Origin of the sequence: Phyllobacterium sp. YR531, assembly GCF_000282595.1 — a bacterium.
Lineage (GTDB): Bacteria > Pseudomonadota > Alphaproteobacteria > Rhizobiales > Rhizobiaceae > Phyllobacterium.
Window position 1 is genome coordinate 61,526 of record NZ_AKIZ01000016.1, and the last position, 19,629, is coordinate 81,154.

Sequence of the window (19,629 nt, forward strand, 5' to 3'; positions counted from 1 at the left end):
TATTGAAAACAGCGGGTATAATCCTGGCAGGCGGACAATCCCGCCGCATGAATGGGTTGGATAAGGCTCTTCTGCCATTTGGTAATGGAAGACTTATCGATCACGTTCATGCCCGCCTCGCTCGGCAACTTCCGATTGTCGCACTCAACACCAATAGCGACTCAAGCGATTTTCATGATCTTGGCAGCCCGGTCATACGTGACGATATTCCAGGCTATGCGGGGCCACTAGCCGGAATACTTGCGGGAATGGAATGGGCAGCAAAGCAGAGCGGGGCATTTTCACACATAATGACTGTTGCCATTGACACCCCCTTCTTTCCCGAGGTTCTTTATGAACAGCTTAGCCGCCAAGTCGAAGGCACACCGGAAGTCATAGCAATTGCATCTTCAGTCGGGCGTCTCCACCCAGTCTTTGGTCTATGGCCAATTTCCTCCCGTCGCGAACTGCGCCAATGGTTGGCGAATGATCAGAACCGCAGAGTGATGAACTGGATAGAGTCTCATCCTCATTGCAGCTTTGAATTTCCTCTGACAGAGACGCAAACGGGCCAGCCAACTGACCCGTTCTTCAACATAAATACTCAGGACGATATTTTGGAAGCACGGGAACAATGGACCGGTTCATATGACTAATCGCGTTTTTGGAATAACCGGCTGGAAAAATTCCGGAAAAACGACGCTGGCGGTCAAGCTTGTTGCTGAACTTGTGCAACGCGGGTGGAATGTCTCGACGATCAAGCATGCTCATCATGATTTCGATATCGACAAGGAAGGTACGGATTCTTATCGCCACCGCAAGGCTGGAGCTGGCGAAGTCGCAATTGTATCTGATCGCCGATGGGCTCTGATGCATGAACTCAAGGCAGAACAGGAACCCGCCTTAAGCGACATACTAAAACGGTTCTCACCCTGCGATCTCATATTGGTCGAGGGATACAAACGCGAAGCACATAAGAAAATCGAGACACGTCGGCTTGAAGGCCGTAGCGCCGAGCGCCTGACGGTGAACGATCCGACTATAGTTGCTGTTGCCAGCGATCATGCTCTTGCTGACGAAACAGTCCCGGTTTTTGATCTTGATGATGTCGCCGGACTAGCTGACTTGATTGAACATGAAACGGGCCTTCGCGCGTAAGGTGTTCGAAAATGCCCTTTCAACTCATGAGGGCGAAACAAAAGTAAAAACGCCGAAACATTCGGCATTTTTTACAGTTAAATTCGTTAAACGGCACACGATTCCCGGTTGCTTTTCATTGAAAACTAGTGGGAATATCCGTGTCAGGAGCAGTAACGTAAACTGCGACCTTGCCCGGAAGGCTGTCCAGAAAAACAGGGGAACAGCCGGGCCATAAAAGAGAGGTTCAAATAAATGCGTACAACCAAGCGTCTCGCAATCGCGATTTCTGCTGCAGCCCTCGCCTTAACAATGGGCGCAGCTCATGCACAGGACGCACTGAAGATTAAGATTGCTTCCGAGGGTGCCTATCCGCCCTTCAACAATTTGACGCCGGATGGCAAACTTGAAGGCTTCGATATCGATATCGGCAAGGCACTTTGCGAACAGATGAAAGCAGAATGCACCTTCGTCACGCAGGATTGGGACGGGATGATCCCCGCGCTGCAGGCTGACAAGTTCGACGCGGTCATCGCTTCCATGTCGATTACACCGGAACGCCTGAAGCAGGTCGACTTCTCCAAGAAGTATTACAACACGCCTCCGGCAATCGCTGTACCAAAGGATTCGGACATCAAAGATGTTACTCCCGAGTCACTCAAGGGTAAATCGCTTGGCGTTCAAGGCTCGACCAGCCACTCCAATTTCGCCGAAGCCAAATATAGCGGCTCGGACATCAAGATGTATCCGACTGCTGATGAGTACAAACTCGATGTGTCCAATGGCCGTATCGATGCTGTAATGGACGACGTTGTGGTGCTCAGCCAGTGGGTGGACAGCGATGCTGGTGCATGCTGCAAAATCCTCGGCACAATTACACCTGATGTTGCCATTCATGGTCCTGGCGCTGGTGTAACTGTCAAAAAGGGCAATACAGCTCTGGCAGACAAGTTCAGCGAAGCCATCGTCGCAATCCGCAAAAACGGAAAGTACAAGGAAATCAACGACAAGTACTTCAAGTTCGACGTATATGGTGCAGAAAACTAAGATTAAAAGTTGATCTGAAATGCAGATGGCGGTTTAAACTGCCATCTGCGAACTTACAAAAATGACGGGTTGGGGAATTGCCCGCAAGATATGAAAGTTGCCTATGGACGGCTCAATAGCGCTCTTGGGTTTTGGCGAAGGCGGATGGGGCTGGAGCATAGCCAGCGGAATTCTTGTCACGGTTACACTGGCGCTTGCCACGCTGCCATTGGGCTTGGCGATCGGTTTCTTCGTTGCTCTTGGCAAACAATCCGAAGAACCATCGGTCAGACTCGCCTCGAATATGTACACGACTATCTTCCGTGGCCTGCCGGAACTGCTTACCTTGTTTCTGGTTTATTACGGCGGCCAGATCGGCATTCAGCAATTGGGAAAATTGCTCGGCTATACCGGCGCCATAGAGATCAACTCCTTCATTGCCGGAATGTTTGCACTGGGTACAGTCTTCTCATCCTATGCCAGTGAAGTTTTCCTTTCTGCTTTTCGCGTTATCCCCAAAGGTCAATATGAAGGCGGCTATGCCATTGGACTTTCCTACGGGCAAACAATGCGCAAAATAATCCTGCCGCAACTGGTCCGCATTGCGCTGCCGGGTTTAGGGAATCTTTGGCTTATACTGCTCAAGGACACCGCGCTTGTCTCGGCCATTGGCCTTGCGGATATTCTGCGCCAGACTGCCGTGGCAGCACGTGTGACGAAGCACGCTTTCATGTTCTATGGAACAGCATGTCTCATTTTCCTCGTACTCGGCATTCTGTCTTCTTTCGCAATCAACGGGATTGATCGTTGGGCTGCAAAGAGTGGAGCAAAGCGATGACCGATAATGTGATCTCCCCCTCTGTGGCAGCCGTTCGCCGCCCGCCTTCGCCGCCAAAGCCTTGGACGAAAACACGCATCACCGGCCATGTGCTGGTTGGGCTTTGGACCGCGTTGATCATAGGCCTGCTGTATTTTCTCTATAGCGCTTGGGACCGTGAACTTGTCGACAAATATGCTCCGACTTACCTTTCCGGACTTTGGACAACGATAAGCCTTGTATTTGCTTCGATCATCATCGGGGCAGTCCTCTCCATCCCTATCGCCCTCGGGCGTATGACCAAGAACCGTATCATCTCGTCTATCGCTTATTTCTACGTCTACTTCTTCCGAGGAACACCGCTTATTGCTCAGGTTTTCCTGATTTATTACGGCCTTGGATCATTCAGCAAGGAGCTTCAGGCCATTGGACTATGGGGATTCTTTCGGGAAGCATGGTATTGCGCGCTGCTTGCTTTTGCACTCAACACGGCCGCTTATCAGGCGGAAATCCTGCGCGGGGCCATTCGCAGCGTGTCACCTGGGCAATGGGAAGGCGCGGCCTCGCTGGGCATCTCCAAGTTTGTGACCTTCCGTAAAATCATTCTGCCTCAAGCGCTGATCGTGGCTCTGCGCCCCTACGGCAACGAAGTGATCCTCATGATCAAAGGTTCGGCAATTGTCGCACTGATATCGGTCTATGACCTCATGGGCTATACGAAGCTTGCTTACTCACGCACCTTTGACTTCCAAACCTATCTCTGGACTGCAATCATCTATCTGTTGCTGGTTGAAGTTTTGCGTCACCTGTGGGACTGGATGGAACGTCGTATTACCCGCCATTTGATCCGCTGAAAACCAATCGCAAAGAGAATCTCATGCTCAAAATCTGGGGTCGCACAAACTCGACCAACGTCAAGAAGGTGCTATGGGCTGCCGAGGAGACGGGCGTTGCCTATGAGAATATCGCAGCGGGTGGCGCTTTTGGCATAGTCAGCAATCCAGAATATCGCGCTAAAAACCCGAATGGCCTTGTTCCTACGCTGGAAGATGGCGATCTTGTTCTGTGGGAAAGCAACACGATCGTCCGCTATATCGCCGCGAAGTACGGTGACTCGAGGCTTTTTATCGCAGATGCTGGGCAACGTGCTCAAGCCGAGCGCTGGATGGACTGGGCAACATCATCACTGGCTTTACCGTTCCGTGATGTTTTCTGGAATGTTGTGCGTCTTACACCGGACAAGCAGGATCATGCAGCCAAGGAAAAAGGGTTACAGACCTGCTGCAAACTCTTCGCCATGGTGGACGAAACATTGGCGCTACAACCTTATTTGTCCGGAGAGCAATTCGGCATTGGCGATATTCCTGTCGGCTGTTTTGCCTATGCGTGGTTTGAGATGGCTATTGATCGTCCCGACCTGCCGCATCTCAAAAACTGGTATGAACAACTTAAAACACGCCCCGCCTATCAGAAGGCAGTGATGATTCCCCTCACCTGAGAAATCATCACGGTTTCAAACGCCAGATGCCTTGCAGACCGTCCTGATAGACAGCTTCCTCAGTGGAAATTGTGATTGCTTCGATGTTCGACCATTTTTCGGCAAAATCGCGATAGTTCGACGAAAACACGTTCCCTGACTGGCCAGTTGTCTGAATGTAGGTCGAGCGATTGAGATCAGCGAGATCGAACAGACCGCGATAGCTTGAACCATGTGTTGCACGGTATGGATTGCTCTCATCGGTAAACGTCGATTTGCCTCTATCGAGCGTATAGGCACCACCCGACGCGGGAACCGTAACATTGAATAACCTGTCGAGCGGGCTGACCTGAGCGAAAGGACGGTGTGCGCTATAGGCGTAGTGCAACGCTCCCCAACTCCATTTTGAGCGATCGCTACCGAGCCTCGTTTCGATATCTTTGAGCGCATCGGCGAGCGAAAGTGCCAGCACATCGCCGCAACTTTCCTTCTCAGGTGTTCTGCCATCATCGCACCAGTTGCGCCCCGGATTTGGACCAAGCCAGCGCAACATTGCATCCACCCTACCCTGCCAATAGGACGGGAAGGCATCACCCAAATCATCTTCAAGAATGCGCTTCATGGCAAAGCGCAGCCACGCATTGAACAAAAGCGGCTCGGTGCGCGCACGATCCTCGATAAAGTCCCATTCCTTCAACTGCTTGACGGCGGCAAGATCAACATCGCTGCGCCCTTCCAGAGCCTTCAGCATGATTGGTGCCAGTGCTGCATATGCACCAGCATACACATCACCCTGGACCACCCTGTTGGTTTCAAGTGTTTGCTGGTTGGCATTGTAGATCAGTGACTTGATCCGTTCGAACCGCCATGGCTCATCCCAATCGAATGTCAGGAAGTGCGGGTAACCGGCTTCAACCATCTTGGTATTGGCAGTGGCAAAGACATTTTCAGCAGGATTATAAACGCGTGGCAACTCCTCGTAAGGAATATAGCCTTTCCAGTCATAGGTCGCATCCCAGCCCGGAGATGGAGTGCGGCCCATTATCTGGTTTGCAGGATCGCGGACGGGAATCCGGCCCGGTGCAATCATACCAATATTGCCATCAACATCAGCAATGACCATCGATTGCATAGGCGTTACATAATCGCCCATGCCGTTCTGGAAATCTGTAACACTGGCGAAATCCCAAAGTTTGAATCCCGCGGAAATCGTCTTGTCGTCACCACCGAGCACAGTCCACGATAGCGACGCAAGTGTATCATCAGCAAGATAGTGATCGAGCCCGCGATAATCAGCGGGAAGCACTGGACCGTGACGGGTTATACGGCGGTCAAAACTGACTGTTTCACTGCCTTTGACACGAATTTCCACCCGCTTTTTCTCAAATGGACGAAAACCTTCGGGTGTCTGATATTCATCCGGATTGGCAGGATTGATTTTCTCAATGAAAATATCCTGAACGTCCGAGCCAGTATTGGTAAAGCCCCAAGCAATCCTGTCATTACGGCCAAGCAGGACCAGCGGAGCACCAGGAAGCGTCACGCCCACAAGATTTTTGGAAGTCCCATCCGTCTGTTTGACCTGAAGATGTGCGAGATACCAGATGGCGGGTGCGGTCATTCCCAGATGTGGGTCATTGGCGAGGATTGGCTTACCCGTTGCAGTACGAGCTCCGCCAACAACCCAATTGTTGGATGCACCTGTCGACATGATTTCATCAAGCGCGGCGAATTGTTTCTCGGCCTCAATGGAACCTGTCTTGATGGTTCCTGTCGGCAATCCCAGCAATTGCTGCAAATTCGGTAATGGTGGCGGCGTATCGCCAGCAACTGGAGGCAGCAGATCTACAATCTCCTGCTCATTCATACCAAGACGGGCAAATTTCAGTCGCAGCACTTCGTCATCAATATTTGCCGCGAGCGTAACGGACATAAGCTTCAATGTCACAATGACGTCGGCAGCAGTCCATTGCTCCGGGAAATGTTGCAGAATTACGAATTCGGGCGAGTACTTCGAACCAAACGACGGACCCTTGCCATCTATAAAGGCATTGATACCGCGAACATAGGCATCGACTTTGGCACGATCATCCGGAGCCAGCGAATCTGCCGAACTTTGAGCTGCTTCATACAGACCAAGTGTGCGGATGAAAGTATCAGTAGATATGGTTTTATCGCCAAAAAGCTCCGACAGGCGGCCACGACCGGCCATGCGGGTAACTTCCATCTGCCAGAGGCGCTCCTGCGCATGGACAAAGCCGAGTGCGCTGAAAACGTCTTCAACAGACGTACCACTGATGTGGGGCACTGCGTTCTTGTCGCGCGTAATTGTTACTGGCGCCGATAGGCCTGCAATGTTCGTTTCGCCCGTTGCCGGTGCAACAGAGCCTGCCAGCCAGACATATGCGACGATGAATGCGAGAAGAGCGAGAGGTATAAGAGAAAAAACAATCCAAAGCAGGCCTTTGATGATGCGCCGCAATATTCTAACCTCCGCAAATCGACCTGATTAAAGGCCCATAAGACAGAGGAAATTACGGAATGGCAAGTGTTGCATTTATTGGTCTCGGCGTCATGGGTTATCCTATGGCAGGGCATTTGAAGACGCGTGGTGGCCATGAAGTGACTGTCTTCAACCGCAGTGGAGAAAAGGCAAGCAAGTGGGCAGAACAGTTTTCCGGATCGCATGCCGCAACACCTGAAAAAGCGGCAGAAGGCAAGGATTTCGTCTTTTGCTGCGTCGGAAATGACGATGATCTGCGTTCGGTGACTATAGGCGAGAACGGCGCTTTTCACTCAATGAAGAAGGGTTCGATCTTCATCGACAATACGACTGCATCCGCAGAAGTTGCACGAGAACTGAGCGCAGAAGCTACAAAACGTGGCTTTCATTTTCTGGATGCCCCGGTCTCCGGCGGTCAGGCTGGTGCTGAAAATGGCGCTCTGACTGTCATGGTGGGCGGCGAATCGGCAGCTTTCGACAAAGCCAAGCCGGTCATTGAAGCCTTCGCAAAGATGGTAGGCTTGATGGGGGACGTAGGCGCCGGTCAATTGACCAAGATGATCAACCAGATTTGCATCGCCGGTATTGTTCAAGGTCTGGCGGAAGGCATCCACTTTGGCAAAAGAGCCGGGCTCGATATCGAGAAAGTCATTGAGGTCATTTCCAAAGGCGCAGCGGGTTCTTGGCAGATGGAAAACCGGCATAAGACGATGAATGTCGGCAAGTATGATTTTGGCTTTGCCGTTGACTGGATGCGCAAAGACCTTGGAATCTGCCTTGCGGAAGCTGACCGCAACAATGCGAAACTGCCGGTTACGGCGCTTGTGGATCAATTCTACAAGGATGTTCAGGTCATGGGTGGCAAGCGCTGGGACACTTCATCCCTGCTTGCGCGGCTGGAAAAGTAACCAGCCGCACCAGAGGAAATCAGTTCGATTCCTTGTCGATATTCATATAATCCAGCGGCAATTCGGTGGTGTATTTAATCTGCTCCATAGCAAAAGCAGATGATACATCCCGAATGTCGATCTTGCTTATGAGACGCTTATAAACGGCGTCGTAAGCTGCAATATCCGGCACGACAACCCGCAGCAGATAGTCGACATCGCCGCTCATGCGGTAAAACTCGACCACTTCGGGAAACTCCTGCACAACTTCTGAAAAGCGCTTGAGCCATTCATTGTTATGCGCGCCCGTGCGGATGGAGACAAAGACCGTAACCCGTGTATTGACGCGAACGGGGTCGAGAATGGCCACCCGGCGCTGGATCACGCCATCTTCCTCAAGCTTCTGGATACGGCGCCAGCATGGCGTCGTTGAAAGTCCCACTTTCTTGGCAACATCAGCTACAGCAAGCGTGGCGTCTTCTTGAAGAAGGCGAAGAATTTTACGATCGAGTCTGTCCATTTGTCATCCCCTTGGAATGGGATACTTTATGAGCTGATAAACTACCAGCGTACAAGAAAATTATTCCAATCTTTTGCAATTGTGAAAAATTTTCATCCGAAAACTGATCAAATTAGATTTTCAACCGTCTGCCGGAGCAAAGGTAGAACGTCTTCCGCGAACCATGGATTCTTTTTCAGCCACCCGCTGTTTCGCCAAGATGGATGAGGCAAGGGCAGAATTGCGGGTCCTGATTGATCGTTGAAATACTCGCGCCAGTTACGCACGGTTTCGGTCATGCCGGATTTGCGCCGCGCGCCAAGATGGTAGGCTTGAGCATATTGTCCGATAGTGAGGATCAGTTCGATTTGTGGCATCGACGCAAAGAGCTGATCGTGCCAAGTCTCCCGGCATTCGCGGCGCGGCGGCAAATCCCCGCCATGTGCATCGTAACCCGGAAAGCAAAAGCCCATCGGCACAATGGCGAATTTGTCGGGATTGTAGAAAGTGTCAGGATCAACACCCAGCCACTCACGCAATCGCACTCCGGATGGATCGTTGAACGGAATGCCGGTGTTATGAACCCGAATACCGGGCGCCTGCCCGCAGATCAATATGCGCGCGATGGATGATGACACACAGACCGGGTTTGGTTCATGTGGCAATGGCAAGCCATATTTCGGATCATCACGGCAGATCCGGCAATTTTTTATAGCCGCGCCTAAATTCTCCAGCTCCAATTGATCGCCGGATAAACTCACTGTCAGGCCTTGGCGCTGGGACGGCTGGAAACCGCCTCATGCCAACGCCTCAAATTGATGAGTTCATCGGGCATAGTTATCCTAGCAGGTTTTAGAAAGTCGACACTAACGAGCAAGGTTATGTCGGCAATGGAAAACCTGTTTCCGGCAATGAATGTGTTTGTTGCCAGTTGCTGATCCAGCAACGACATAAACTCTACCGCTTTGGGTCGATTGGCCTCGCCCCATTCCGGGATTTGCGGAACTTCCCATTGTTTCATGGCAGGATGAGTGTGCCGGAATGCAGTGGAAACAGGTCCCAGAAAGTGGAATTCCACACGACGGTTCCACATTTCTACCAGCGCTTTGCCCAGCGGCCCTTCTCCGAAGAGTGGCGGCTCCGGGTGAAGCTCTTCGAAGTAGCGGCAGATTGCGACGGATTCTGTAATTACGGTGCCATCGTCAAGTTCCAGCACTGGCAGCCGTTGTAGTGGATTAAGCGATTGTATTTCGTCTGAACGATGCCCCAGCGCTCCCATATCTATGGGTACAAGAGGTATGTTAAGCTCTTTTTCGGCCAAAAATATGCGTGCGCGCCGTGGGTTGGGTGCGCGGCCACCATCGAACAATCTCACCAGATACCTCCCAGTAATCGAGTAATCCAATCCACAAACCGATCCATAACCTCCGCCACGGGATCGCGGTCCGGTTGTGATGTTTCGGTCTCTTGATGATGTGTTCTACGCCATTCTTGAGGCGTTTCAAATGCTTCAGCCCATATGCCGAGCTTGCGCCCACGAGCAATCATCTCCGCGTCACGATAATCGCCATATGCTATGGCCTGCCCGGTTTCGACCATCATCCGGTTGAGATCGTTTTGGCCAGAAAAACAAGTGCCGAGAATGCGGTTGAACTTATCGCGCCCCTGCTCTTCACATCGCACTTCTGTTTTTGTGACAAGTTTTTGCAGAGCTTCCCGGGCCTGTTGCCCACAATCGCGCAACAATGGGGGTTTACCGCAAGTTTGAGCAAGCTCCGGCGCATCAATACCTTGGAGACGAATGTGCTGCTTCGAAATGACCAGCGTATCTCCGTCAATAACATAGGCATTACCTGACAAGCTGACCGCAGCGGGTTTTTGATTGATCCGGGCAATGAGGAGCGCCACCAATCCGAAAAAAATAAGCATAAGACAGACATCAGCCAGCTTGCGGATAGCAGAACGCGGAGCTGGTCGATTTGCCACCCGTCTTCGCGAAGGCTGAAACCGTCCCCTCACCATCCGCCCGATTGATAAAGTTGTTTCATAATTACCTTTATCGCCAAGAATAGATTCGCTTTTTGCCCGCAATCACGGGCACTTTAATCATTTATGAACGGGCTTGCGGTGCAATGCGGCTACTTGCCGTTTTAATCCACCGGAATGAGGCCTATGGCACTACTCGACGCAAGCCATGCAGACAAGAACATAGTTGACCGGCGCAAACAGTCGCGCAACCGGGATATGTCTGTTGTCGTTCGCAGCGCGCGGGATCGCCTGATGCAGCATACAAAGACCGAGCGTTTCGACCGCGAATTGCTTTTCATGCATACGCGCGCTCTGATCGTCAACGCTGCAACCATTCCCCTGCTCATTGCAATTGTCACTGTGACCAGCATTTTTGCTGGATTCGGCCAGCAAATGATTGCGTGGGCATGTTTTGGTATTGGGCTTTATGCTCTGCTTGGGCTGTTGGCACGGCAAATTGATCGAAGCGGCATCCGAGATGACCAGATTCGCCAATGGCAACTAGTGTATTTGTCCGGTCACTTTCTGACCGGTATCGGCTGGACCTATTTCATTCTTATCGACTGTGCTCAGTGTGGTGTCAGTCAGTTTTCGATCATCAAGGCTGTTGTGCTCATTCTCGCAATGGCAATCACCGCAGTATTCACCTCTGCGTTGCGCACAACTGTACCTGTAGCCTTCCTGCTGCCGGTGGTGGCCTATATCAGTACGGCTTGGGATAGTCTCGCCAACCCGGTGCAGGCGACCATGGTTGTCATGCTGCTTGCCGGCCTGACGTTTTTCTACCTTGTTGCCACACGCCTCAACTACTCTGTGGTGCTGACTTTGGCGCTTCAGGCTGAAAAGGACGCTCTGATTGCCGAACTTGAAACCGCAAACGCCATGTCCGACGAAGGCAGACGAAGGGCGGAGGAAGCCAATCTGGCAAAATCACGTTTTCTCGCTTCGATGAGCCACGAACTCCGCACGCCACTGAACGCAATTCTCGGTTTTTCGGAAGTCATGGCCAAGGAAGTACTCGGACCGATTGAGAATGGCACGTACCGCGAATATGCGGGTGATATTCATGCTTCGGGCGAGCACCTTCTCAACCTGATCAATGAGATTCTCGACTTGAGCCGTATTGAGGCTGGCCGCCATTCATTGAGTGAAGAACCATTGATGTTGACCGACGTAGCCAATGAGTGCATCCGCATGATGACTCTGAAGGCACGCAATAAGAACATAACAATCATTTCGCAGTTTGAGTACGGCATGCTTCCGATGATGGCGGATGAGCGTTCATTGCGGCAGATATTGCTTAACCTGATGGCCAATGCCGTAAAATTCACACCAGCGAATGGTAAAATGCACGTAAAAATTGGTTGGACTGCTGGTGGTGGCCAATATTTGTCGGTCCGTGACACCGGACCTGGCATACCCGCCGACGAAATTCCCGTCGTATTGTCAGCTTTTGGTCAAGGATCGATTGCAATCAAATCCGCTGAACAGGGTACTGGCCTTGGATTACCCATCGTCCAGGCGCTGGTTCATGTTCATGATGGGGAGTTTCATCTCTTCTCAAAGCTTCGCGAAGGCACCGAGGCGCTGGCCACTTTTCCACGAAGCCGTGTCGTATCAGGCAGCCCTAAGAGCAGATTGGCTGCACAAAAGCAAAAAGTATCCTAAAAAAGTCAAGTTCAACTTATTGTTATTTGATAGTGGCTTAGCAGGTCTGCATTGCTTATTGCATTGCAACAATTCGGGGACCCGAAACCTATGGCTGTCAATAACCGCCCTCTTTTCATACCAGCGCTTGGCGCGATCTATTCAAACTTCGGCACGTTAGCCGAAACCCTTTTGCGCGTAGCGGCAGGCGCTTTGCTCGTCGTTCATGGTTCCGGCAAAATCACGGATCCATTCGGCTCAATCGAAATGGTCGAGAGTCTTGGTTTTTATCCCGGCGCTTTCTGGTCGCCCCTATTGGCCGTTACGGAATTCTTCGGCGGCATTTTGCTGGTGCTCGGATTGTTTACCCGTCCCGCAGCTTTCGCAACAACGATTGTCCTGATCGTAACGATCTATTTCCATTGGGTTACAGCCGGACAGGGTTATTTCGGCGCTGAGAAATCAATCCTTTGGACCTTTGTTCTTCTGTTCTTCCTTTTCCGCGGTGCCAATGCACATTCAGTTGACGCAAAAATCGGCAAAGAATTCTAATCCGAAAGGCCCGTTTCGGCGGGCCTTTTCTTTTTTCATAGTCAGTCGCGATTGCTCACGCCTGCCTGCTCAAAGGTAGCCATGCCGCTATGGCAAAGCGCTGCGGCCTTGACTATACCGGCGGCAAGTGCAGCACCGGTGCCCTCGCCCAACCGCATTCCCAGATCAAGCAGAGGTTTTTTTCCAAGCCGCTCAAGCACTTTACGATGGCCCGGTTCCGCCGATACGTGCCCGACCAAGCAGTGATCAATCGCTTCAGGATTGGCGGCGTGAAGGATCGCGGCAGCAGCAGTCGCGACATAGCCGTCGATGATAACGGGGATTTTCTCCACACGCGTTGCCAGTATCGCACCGGCCATTGCTGCCACTTCACGACCACCGAGCCGACGCAATACTTCCAGCGGGTCCTGCAGATGTGATCCGTGCAAAGCAACAGCCGCCCGCACAGCATCGGCTTTGCGTCTCAAGCCTTCGCTATTGGACCCGGTACCTGGCCCCACCCAATCTTCGGCGGTTCCGCCATAGAGCGCATTGAAAATCGCAGCTGCAATCGTTGTATTGCCGATTCCCATCTCACCGATGCAAAGCAGATCGGTGCCACCCGCAATCGATTCCATACCAAATGCCATGGTTGCAGCGCAGGTCTTTTCGTCCATCGCAGCGTCTTCTGTGATATCCGCAGTCGGATATTCCAGCGCCAGATCAAAAATTTTCAACCCAAGATCATTAGCGATACAGATCTGGTTGATGGCAGCACCACCGGCCGCAAAATTCTCTACCATTTGCGCAGTCACCGAGGAAGGATATGGCGAAACACCCTTGGCAGTCACTCCGTGATTACCGGCAAAAACAGCGACAAGTGGACGCGTAACCTGCGGCAGCGACCTTCCAGTCCAAGCTGCAAGCCATTCGACGATTTCTTCCATACGGCCCAGTGCCCCCGGAGGCTTGGTCAACATGGAATCGCGTTTGCGAACAGCCGCTACAGCTGCATTGTCCGGTCCGGGCAAAGTTTCGATAAGGGTACGGAAATCGTCAAAAGGCAGGCCAGTGGTCATGATGTTCCTTGCGGTCAACTCTTCATGGCAAATCAGAACTACCCGTCCTATAAGCGCTGTATGGGAAAACGCAAAGGTCAACATTCTGCGCAGAGTGTCGCGACCTGCCAACCAGGGTATGCTGCATGGACCTGATTACCGACACGATGCGCTCATTGGCATTTCTTTCCCGCATAAGCGTCCTTCCTGCGTGGTTTGAAGGGTATGACGGGAGGCTTGCAGATAGCGTACGCGGATTCCCGTTTGCCGGTGTGCTCCTGTCTTTACCCGCGGCTGCCATTCTCATTCTCTGCAGGATTGTTGACCTTGGAGACATTGCTACTGCAATTCTCGTTGTAGCGACGCTGATCATGACTACTGGTGCATTGCATGAGGACGGTCTTGCGGATGTAGCGGACGGGTTTTTCGGCGGACGTACAACAGAACGGCGCCTTGAGATCATGAAAGATTCGCATATTGGTTCCTACGGCACATTGGCCTTGATCCTGATCGTCCTCCTACGGGTTATTTTGCTTGGAGACATCCTCGACGAGGCCAATTTATTGCAGGCTTTGCTTGTCCTGATCGCAACGGAGGCGGTCAGTCGGGGACTGTTGGCCAAGTTCTGGCAGGTCCTGCCTTCAGCCCGCCAAGGCGGAGTCGCCGATACTGCCGGTTCACCACAAGAGTCAGCAGCGAATTTTGCACTACTTTCCGCCATCATCGCAGGCGCGATTGCATTCGGTTTCGCGGGTGGATTGCTCGCAATCGTCCTTGCAACTGTACTGACCGCACTCATGTTTTTCGGCTTCAGCAGACTATGTCAGCAAAAAATAGGCGGATATACGGGCGATACATTGGGAGCCGCACAACAATTGGCAACAATTACACTGCAACTTGGTCTTGTCATTGCCCTCTAACCATACCAGATTTGCCGTATGAGCATTGAATCGCCCTGCATCCTCGTATGCGCCATAGACATTAAAACCGGCTATTGTTTCGGCTGCGGCCGCACGCGCGATGAGATTGCAGGATGGATAATGATGACCGCAGAAGGCCGCCGCTCGATTATGACATCGCTCCCTGCCCGGCTCGCAACATTAGAGCGTCGTCCGCGCCGCGAAACGCGTCGTAATCGCATGGCACGGGAAAAGCAGGAGCAATAGCAATGCGCTTATTCTGGATCGCCATCGCTCTTATCGGCATTGTCCTGCTGTTACTGGTTACAAACAATGATGCCGGTTCAACATTCGGCATGGCCAATGACTCGTTCGCGCGCCTGGCTTATTTCGGCATATTGGGCGTTGTCGTCGGTTCAGCCCTGTTGGGTTCGGGAATTCCACTAAGCCATTCATTGCGTAATCTTGCCGTATGGCTTGTCATCATTCTTGCCCTCGTGACCGGATATCAATATCGCTATGAACTGCAGGATGTGGGGCACCGGATTACAGCAGGCCTGATACCGGGCAGTCCTATCTCCACGCGCGACAATGCGGGGTTGATCTCAGTCACACTGGCCAAGGCGGAAAACGGGCATTTTGAAGTGCGCGGGCAGGTCAACGGGGAAACCGTGCCCTTCATGATCGACACTGGCGCATCATCCATCGTGCTTTCCGCCGATGATGCGCGCAGAGCAGGCATCAACCCGGATAAACTCACCTACAGTACGCCGGTGATGACAGCCAATGGCCTTGCAAATGCAGCAAACATTACACTCGATAGTATCAGGATCGGCGAGATTGAACGGCGCAACATACGCGCCATGGTTACTCAAGACGGCCGTATGGACGGTAGCCTGCTCGGCATGAATTTCTTGAATACGCTCAGTGGATTTTCAGTGCGTGGTGACCGGCTGATCCTGACCGATTAAGCAGCTTTGTCAATCGCAGCAGTCTGCACAGCCTCGTAGGCACGGCGGATAACATCGCTCGTCGCGCCGGTCTGGTTCGCTTCATTTGACAGGCTTTGCCTCCAGCGACGCGCTCCCGCAGCGCCATGAAACATTCCCACCATGTGACGCGCCACATGCGACACGCGTCCCCCAGCGGCCAAGTGAGCATCGGCATAGAGGCACATGTGATCGATAATTGCGTCGATTGAAGGTGGGTTGCGCTCCGAACCGTATATCGCCTGATCGACACCAGAAAGCATCATCGGATTGTGATAAACGGCGCGGCCAAGCATCACACCATCAACGTGATTCAAATGCTGAAGGCCTTCGTCAATGGTCTGAATACCACCATTTATCCCAATGAATTGACTCGGATATTGCCGCTTAAGCCGATAGACGCGATCGTAATCCAATGGCGGGATATCGCGATTTTCTTTTGGCGAAAGGCCTTTCAGCCAAGCTTTGCGGGCATGTACCCATAAAGCATCTGCACCCGCGTCAAACACGCCTTTCGCAAGTTCATCCAGCGCTATGTCGGTGTCCTGATCATCGACGCCTATCCGGCACTTGACCGTGACCGGAACAGAAACCGCCCGCTTCATGGCAGAGACAGCTTCTGTAACAACATCCGGCGTTTTCATCAGACACGCACCGAACGTTCCAGATTGCACACGGTCTGACGGACATCCTACATTGAGGTTGATTTCAACATATCCCATTGCCTCGCCGATGCGCGCAGCTTCCGCCAACTTGGTAGCATCCGACCCACCCAACTGCAGAGCTACAGGATGTTCAGCATCAGCGAACCCCAATATACGCTCGCGATCTCCATGGATGGCCGCATCCGCTACGACCATTTCGGTGTAAAGCAGAGCATGGCGCGTGAATTGACGATGCAGAGTCCGGCAATGCCTGTCTGTCCAATCAATCATCGGTGCTACAGCAAAGCGGTGAGCACCATATGCGCCGCTGATCGGCATTTTCGCCATTGTCCTGTTTGAGGTTCCTGGCTTCACATAATGTCCCGCGACGAGATTGTCCACTCCGGCAAATTTGCAACCTGAGATGTGGTTGCGTGTTAAAACCGCAACACCAAACAGCGAACCGTCGGTTCGATGGAAGATGGCTTTTGCACGTCACGCCGAACCAGACTAAAGATTCAACGGAGGATTTGAATTTTGCAACCGTTACTGGAGCTCAAAATGACCATCAAAGGCCTTCTTCTTGGTTCAGCCGCTGCCTTTATCGTATCAACTGGCGCTCAGGCTGCTGATGCAGTTGTCATTGCCGAGCCCGAACCAGTTGAATATGTCCGTGTTTGCGACACTTACGGCGAAGGTTTCTTTTACATTCCTGGTACTGAAACCTGCTTGAAAATCGGTGGCTATGTCCGCTTCGAAGCCGCAGGTGGCGACGACGTTTATACTGGGGGGCACGTCGGCGGAGATAATGACACATGGTACAGCCGGTCGCGTGCAGAAGTTCGCTTCGATGCACGGTCAGAGACAGAACTTGGAACTCTTCGTTCTTACATTGACAGCCGCATCCAGTTCACAAATGGATCGAATGATAATGCAACCATACATCAGGCCTATATCGAACTGGGCGGATTTCAGGTCGGCTTGAACGATCCCGTGTTTGGTTCCTGGCTTGGCGACGCCGGTGACATCATCAATGACGACGTCATTCAGTATGGTAGCGACAGCTTCTCGACCAATGAAATTCGATATACCTTCACAGGCAGCAACGGATTTTCGGCAATCATTGCAGCGGAACAGGGTCACAGTGACAGCGATTATGACTACGTAATTGAAGACTATCTGCCTCACCTCGTTGCTGGCGCCAAGTTCGAGCAGGCTTGGGGCGGCATTGCCGGTGTCGTGGGATACGATTCAATTGAGGAGTCGGTGGGTGTCAAGGCGCGTCTGGACGTCAAGTTCAACGACGTATTCTCTGTCTGGGCGATGGGGGGCTATCAGTCTGACTATGATGCTGACGCATTCGGTACGAACGACAACCGCAGCTGGTATGGTCAGTGGGAAGGTGATTGGGCAGCATGGGCCGGATTTGCCGCTAAGGTTTCTGACAAGGCAACCATCAATGGCCAAGGTGCGTATGAGTCTGAAGGGACTTATGCCTTTGCACTCAACGTAGGTTATGAACTCGTTCCGGGCTTCATGATCACGCCTGAAGTGAACTACACCAAGTTTGACGGTGGCCGGAAAGACAAGGCGTTGGCAGAAGGTGGAGATGATGAGGCATTTGGCGGCGTCATACGCTTCCAGCGTAATTTCTGATACCCTGATAGTGTACAGTCGAACATAACAAGAAAGCCCGGCAGATCCTGCCGGGCTTTCTTCATTTATACTCCATGTCCGACTAAATCTGCTCTGAGATAGCGGCCTTCATCGCGATTTTCTTCAAAAGCGTAACGAATTCATCTCCAGCGCGCGACATATGCCCTGAATTATCGATCATAATGGCATCAGAAGGATCGCAGGGATTTGTACCTGCACGCAAAAGGCGATATTCAATCTCCTTGGCGCTCTCCCGGCCGCGTGCAGCGAGCCGTTGTGCGAGAACTTCGTGAGACGCGGTGATGTGCACGACAACGAATTGCCCATAGGTCGCGCGCAACGCCGGAATAATCCCGCGCGACACATTTGCTATTGCAACTGCTCCACGCCTGATTTCATCGTGAATGGATACCGGCAAACCATAGCACAAGCCATGTGCCTGCCATTGGTGGGCAAAAGCCCCTGACTGCAACGCGATGGCGAACTCTTCCCTACTTAATGTATCGTGATCCTCCGCGTCTACTGACGATGGACGGGTTACGACACGACGTACAAAATGAAATCCGGCCTGATCTTTGAGGGCAACTCGCGCATAGTCGAGAATCGTGTCTTTGCCAGCGCCACTTGGGCCAACAACGGCAACGAACACACCATTCCCTACGAAGCCAGCGGGTTCCAACAGGCGCTCTATTGAAGCCGAAGCCGTCATCAGACTACCCTTCGCCCCTCACGCCAAACTGTACGCACAACCGGAATATGTTCGTCGACACGAACACGTACGAGATCCGCACGCTTCCCAATTTCAATAACACCGCGATCATCAAAACCGACAGCTTCTGCTGGGTTCTTGGTAACAAGCCGGATAGCTTCCGGAAGCGTTATTTTGTCAACAGCCTCACTTAAAAAGAACGTCGATTGAATCAGACTGAATGGAATATAATCGGAAGACAGGATATCGAGATGCCCATGCTCGGCAAGTTCGCGCGCCGACACATTGCCGGAATGCGACCCGCCGCGAACCACGTTGGGCGCTCCCATCAACACCGACAGTCCTGCACGTTTGGATGCAGCTGCAGCCTCAAGAGTTGTCGGAAACTCCGCAACCTGAATGCCCTGCTCTACCGCCTCATCCACATGGGCGGTCGTCGCATCATCATGGCTGGCCAAGACAATCCCGTGAGTTCGGCAAAAATCCGCAATCGCCTTGCGGTGCGGACCTGAGTTTTCCGCAGATTGGGCCATTCGCTTTTCGCAGAAAGCATTAAACTCGACGTCCGACAATTTCAGCTTACGTTGGTAGTAAGTTGCATAAGTTTCAAGGTTGACGAACTGCCGCTGACCCGGCGCATGATCCATAAGGGAGGCAAGGCGGACGCGGTTGTCATTCTCAAAGAATGCAAATCCATCAAGGCAATCGGCGGCCGAAACCTCGCACCGCAAGTGGAAATAGTGGTCAGCACGCAAACGATCCTGCTGAACGCTATCTTCTATCGCATCGGCAAGCTTGCGGATTTCCTGCGGCGTCATTTCAGCATCTTCATCCATACCGACGCGCAAGGCATCAAGCACAGTCGTGATGCCCGATGTAGCAATCTGCGCATCATGGGCAAGTACGGAAGCGATCGGATTCCAGCGGACTTTCGGGCGAGGCATATAATGCCCTTCGAGATGATCCGTGTGGAGTTCAATCAAACCGGGGATAAGATAATCACCCTCGAAATTTTCCCCCGCAACAGAAGCGGAGCCATTGGAGATATCCGCAATCTTACCATCGCGGACGAGCACAGTTCCCGAAACGATTTCGTTTTCGAGAACGATTTTAGCATTGTTCAATATAAGTTCGGCGGACATC

At 52.2% G+C, this 19,629-nt stretch carries 22 protein-coding genes; 13 read left to right on the forward strand and 9 right to left on the reverse strand.

The annotated features are described in order from the left end of the window. Window positions 1-2: 2 nt before the first annotated feature. From mobA to PMI41_RS07435, 6 genes are all read left to right on the forward strand, one after another. Window positions 3-635: a molybdenum cofactor guanylyltransferase MobA gene (gene mobA / locus PMI41_RS07410; RefSeq protein ID WP_008123349.1), complete on the forward strand. Its 633-nt coding sequence runs from the start codon at window positions 3-5 to the stop codon at window positions 633-635. Continuing rightward, complete coding sequence (gene mobB, locus PMI41_RS07415; protein WP_008123351.1) at window positions 628-1,137, forward strand: molybdopterin-guanine dinucleotide biosynthesis protein B; 510 nt, start codon at window positions 628-630, stop codon at window positions 1,135-1,137. The genes mobA and mobB overlap by 8 nt, the downstream gene beginning before the upstream one ends. A 234-nt stretch (window positions 1,138-1,371) precedes the next feature. Continuing rightward, window positions 1,372-2,163, forward strand: a complete 792-nt coding sequence (locus PMI41_RS07420) for an ABC transporter substrate-binding protein (protein ID WP_008123353.1) — start codon at window positions 1,372-1,374, stop codon at window positions 2,161-2,163. 103 nt (window positions 2,164-2,266) lie between these two features. Beyond that, window positions 2,267-2,980 carry an ABC transporter permease gene (locus PMI41_RS07425; RefSeq protein WP_008123356.1) on the forward strand — a complete coding sequence of 238 codons (714 nt, stop codon included), beginning with the start codon at window positions 2,267-2,269 and terminating at the stop codon, window positions 2,978-2,980. Further along, window positions 2,977-3,813 carry an ABC transporter permease gene (locus tag PMI41_RS07430; RefSeq protein WP_008123358.1) on the forward strand — a complete coding sequence of 279 codons (837 nt, stop codon included), beginning with the start codon at window positions 2,977-2,979 and terminating at the stop codon, window positions 3,811-3,813. The genes PMI41_RS07425 and PMI41_RS07430 overlap by 4 nt, the downstream gene beginning before the upstream one ends. A gap of 23 nt (window positions 3,814-3,836) precedes the next feature. After that, the gene (locus tag PMI41_RS07435; RefSeq protein ID WP_008123360.1) at window positions 3,837-4,457 is read left to right on the forward strand and encodes a glutathione S-transferase; all 621 of its coding nucleotides are present in this window, start codon (window positions 3,837-3,839) and stop codon (window positions 4,455-4,457) included. Window positions 4,458-4,464: 7 nt separating this feature from the next. On the opposite strand, the gene PMI41_RS07440 is transcribed toward PMI41_RS07435, so the two are convergent. Further along, a complete protein-coding gene (locus PMI41_RS07440; RefSeq protein ID WP_008123363.1) occupies window positions 4,465-6,918 on the reverse strand; it encodes a penicillin acylase family protein in 2,454 nt (817 codons plus the stop codon). 59 nt (window positions 6,919-6,977) lie between these two features. Here PMI41_RS07440 and PMI41_RS07445 point away from each other — a divergent pair, with 59 nt between their 5' ends. Then, complete coding sequence (locus PMI41_RS07445) at window positions 6,978-7,847, forward strand: NAD(P)-dependent oxidoreductase (RefSeq protein WP_008123364.1); 870 nt, start codon at window positions 6,978-6,980, stop codon at window positions 7,845-7,847. A gap of 19 nt (window positions 7,848-7,866) precedes the next feature. Here PMI41_RS07445 and PMI41_RS07450 read toward each other — a convergent pair whose 3' ends face one another. The 4 genes from PMI41_RS07450 to PMI41_RS07465 form a co-directional block, all read right to left on the reverse strand. Beyond that, the gene (locus tag PMI41_RS07450) at window positions 7,867-8,346 is read right to left on the reverse strand and encodes an Lrp/AsnC family transcriptional regulator (protein ID WP_008123367.1); all 480 of its coding nucleotides are present in this window, start codon (window positions 8,344-8,346) and stop codon (window positions 7,867-7,869) included. A gap of 107 nt (window positions 8,347-8,453) precedes the next feature. Beyond that, window positions 8,454-9,065 carry a uracil-DNA glycosylase family protein gene (locus PMI41_RS07455; RefSeq protein ID WP_040854312.1) on the reverse strand — a complete coding sequence of 204 codons (612 nt, stop codon included), beginning with the start codon at window positions 9,063-9,065 and terminating at the stop codon, window positions 8,454-8,456. Window positions 9,066-9,088: 23 nt separating this feature from the next. Beyond that, the gene (locus PMI41_RS07460; protein WP_008123371.1) at window positions 9,089-9,700 is read right to left on the reverse strand and encodes a glutathione S-transferase; all 612 of its coding nucleotides are present in this window, start codon (window positions 9,698-9,700) and stop codon (window positions 9,089-9,091) included. After that, window positions 9,697-10,311: a thermonuclease family protein gene (locus tag PMI41_RS07465; RefSeq protein ID WP_052025855.1), complete on the reverse strand. Its 615-nt coding sequence runs from the start codon at window positions 10,309-10,311 to the stop codon at window positions 9,697-9,699. The genes PMI41_RS07460 and PMI41_RS07465 overlap by 4 nt, the downstream gene beginning before the upstream one ends. A 186-nt stretch (window positions 10,312-10,497) precedes the next feature. On the opposite strand from PMI41_RS07465, the gene PMI41_RS07470 reads away from it, so the two are divergent. After that, complete coding sequence (locus PMI41_RS07470; protein ID WP_008123376.1) at window positions 10,498-12,021, forward strand: HAMP domain-containing sensor histidine kinase; 1,524 nt, start codon at window positions 10,498-10,500, stop codon at window positions 12,019-12,021. 90 nt (window positions 12,022-12,111) lie between these two features. After that, a complete protein-coding gene (locus PMI41_RS07475) occupies window positions 12,112-12,552 on the forward strand; it encodes a DoxX family protein (protein ID WP_040854099.1) in 441 nt (146 codons plus the stop codon). 41 nt (window positions 12,553-12,593) lie between these two features. Here the strand turns inward: PMI41_RS07475 and cobT are convergent, their stop codons facing one another. After that, window positions 12,594-13,613: a nicotinate-nucleotide--dimethylbenzimidazole phosphoribosyltransferase gene (cobT, locus tag PMI41_RS07480; protein ID WP_086003515.1), complete on the reverse strand. Its 1,020-nt coding sequence runs from the start codon at window positions 13,611-13,613 to the stop codon at window positions 12,594-12,596. A 122-nt stretch (window positions 13,614-13,735) separates the two neighbouring features. On the opposite strand from cobT, the gene PMI41_RS07485 reads away from it, so the two are divergent. From PMI41_RS07485 to PMI41_RS07495, 3 genes are read left to right on the forward strand one after another with little or no spacing between them, the layout of a single operon-like run. Further along, window positions 13,736-14,509 carry an adenosylcobinamide-GDP ribazoletransferase gene (locus PMI41_RS07485; RefSeq protein WP_008123382.1) on the forward strand — a complete coding sequence of 258 codons (774 nt, stop codon included), beginning with the start codon at window positions 13,736-13,738 and terminating at the stop codon, window positions 14,507-14,509. Window positions 14,510-14,527: 18 nt separating this feature from the next. After that, on the forward strand, window positions 14,528-14,755 hold the full coding sequence (locus tag PMI41_RS07490) for a DUF1289 domain-containing protein (RefSeq protein WP_040854102.1): 228 nt from the start codon (window positions 14,528-14,530) through the stop codon (window positions 14,753-14,755). Between the two features lie 2 nt (window positions 14,756-14,757). Further along, the gene (locus tag PMI41_RS07495; RefSeq protein WP_008123386.1) at window positions 14,758-15,459 is read left to right on the forward strand and encodes a TIGR02281 family clan AA aspartic protease; all 702 of its coding nucleotides are present in this window, start codon (window positions 14,758-14,760) and stop codon (window positions 15,457-15,459) included. Here the strand turns inward: PMI41_RS07495 and dusA are convergent. Then, window positions 15,456-16,469: a tRNA dihydrouridine(20/20a) synthase DusA gene (gene dusA, locus PMI41_RS07500; protein ID WP_162130119.1), complete on the reverse strand. Its 1,014-nt coding sequence runs from the start codon at window positions 16,467-16,469 to the stop codon at window positions 15,456-15,458. The two genes, PMI41_RS07495 and dusA, sit on opposite strands and share 4 nt — an antisense overlap. Before the next feature lie 213 nt (window positions 16,470-16,682). On the opposite strand from dusA, the gene PMI41_RS07505 reads away from it, so the two are divergent. Then, entirely contained in the window at window positions 16,683-17,777 is a 1,095-nt protein-coding gene (locus tag PMI41_RS07505; protein WP_008123390.1) for a porin, read from the forward strand. 82 nt (window positions 17,778-17,859) lie between these two features. Here PMI41_RS07505 and phnN read toward each other — a convergent pair whose 3' ends face one another. Together phnN and PMI41_RS07515 are read right to left on the reverse strand one after the other, a co-directional pair. Then, a complete protein-coding gene (phnN, locus tag PMI41_RS07510; RefSeq protein WP_008123392.1) occupies window positions 17,860-18,486 on the reverse strand; it encodes a phosphonate metabolism protein/1,5-bisphosphokinase (PRPP-forming) PhnN in 627 nt (208 codons plus the stop codon). Then, on the reverse strand, window positions 18,486-19,628 hold the full coding sequence (locus tag PMI41_RS07515; RefSeq protein ID WP_008123393.1) for an alpha-D-ribose 1-methylphosphonate 5-triphosphate diphosphatase: 1,143 nt from the start codon (window positions 19,626-19,628) through the stop codon (window positions 18,486-18,488). Before PMI41_RS07515 ends, phnN begins: the two co-directional genes overlap by 1 nt. Between the last annotated feature and the right edge of the window lies 1 nt (window position 19,629).

What these genes read in the sequence shown, in the direction of transcription:
- PMI41_RS07495 (WP_008123386.1), top strand. Translation starts at nt 14,758, where the DNA reads ATGCGCTTATTCTGGATCGCCATCGCTCTTATCGGCATTGTCCTGCTG.
- PMI41_RS07435 (WP_008123360.1), top strand. Translation starts at nt 3,837, where the DNA reads ATGCTCAAAATCTGGGGTCGCACAAACTCGACCAACGTCAAGAAGGTG.
- PMI41_RS07485 (WP_008123382.1), top strand. Translation starts at nt 13,736, where the DNA reads ATGGACCTGATTACCGACACGATGCGCTCATTGGCATTTCTTTCCCGC.
- PMI41_RS07475 (WP_040854099.1), top strand. Translation starts at nt 12,112, where the DNA reads ATGGCTGTCAATAACCGCCCTCTTTTCATACCAGCGCTTGGCGCGATC.
- PMI41_RS07420 (WP_008123353.1), top strand. Translation starts at nt 1,372, where the DNA reads ATGCGTACAACCAAGCGTCTCGCAATCGCGATTTCTGCTGCAGCCCTC.
- phnN (WP_008123392.1), bottom strand. Translation starts at nt 18,486, where the DNA reads ATGACGGCTTCGGCTTCAATAGAGCGCCTGTTGGAACCCGCTGGCTTC.
- PMI41_RS07430 (WP_008123358.1), top strand. Translation starts at nt 2,977, where the DNA reads ATGACCGATAATGTGATCTCCCCCTCTGTGGCAGCCGTTCGCCGCCCG.
- PMI41_RS07445 (WP_008123364.1), top strand. Translation starts at nt 6,978, where the DNA reads ATGGCAAGTGTTGCATTTATTGGTCTCGGCGTCATGGGTTATCCTATG.
- dusA (WP_162130119.1), bottom strand. Translation starts at nt 16,469, where the DNA reads ATGGCGAAAATGCCGATCAGCGGCGCATATGGTGCTCACCGCTTTGCT.
- PMI41_RS07450 (WP_008123367.1), bottom strand. Translation starts at nt 8,346, where the DNA reads ATGGACAGACTCGATCGTAAAATTCTTCGCCTTCTTCAAGAAGACGCC.
- mobB (WP_008123351.1), top strand. Translation starts at nt 628, where the DNA reads ATGACTAATCGCGTTTTTGGAATAACCGGCTGGAAAAATTCCGGAAAA.
- PMI41_RS07490 (WP_040854102.1), top strand. Translation starts at nt 14,528, where the DNA reads ATGAGCATTGAATCGCCCTGCATCCTCGTATGCGCCATAGACATTAAA.
- PMI41_RS07425 (WP_008123356.1), top strand. Translation starts at nt 2,267, where the DNA reads ATGGACGGCTCAATAGCGCTCTTGGGTTTTGGCGAAGGCGGATGGGGC.
- PMI41_RS07470 (WP_008123376.1), top strand. Translation starts at nt 10,498, where the DNA reads ATGGCACTACTCGACGCAAGCCATGCAGACAAGAACATAGTTGACCGG.
- PMI41_RS07505 (WP_008123390.1), top strand. Translation starts at nt 16,683, where the DNA reads ATGACCATCAAAGGCCTTCTTCTTGGTTCAGCCGCTGCCTTTATCGTA.
- PMI41_RS07515 (WP_008123393.1), bottom strand. Translation starts at nt 19,628, where the DNA reads ATGTCCGCCGAACTTATATTGAACAATGCTAAAATCGTTCTCGAAAAC.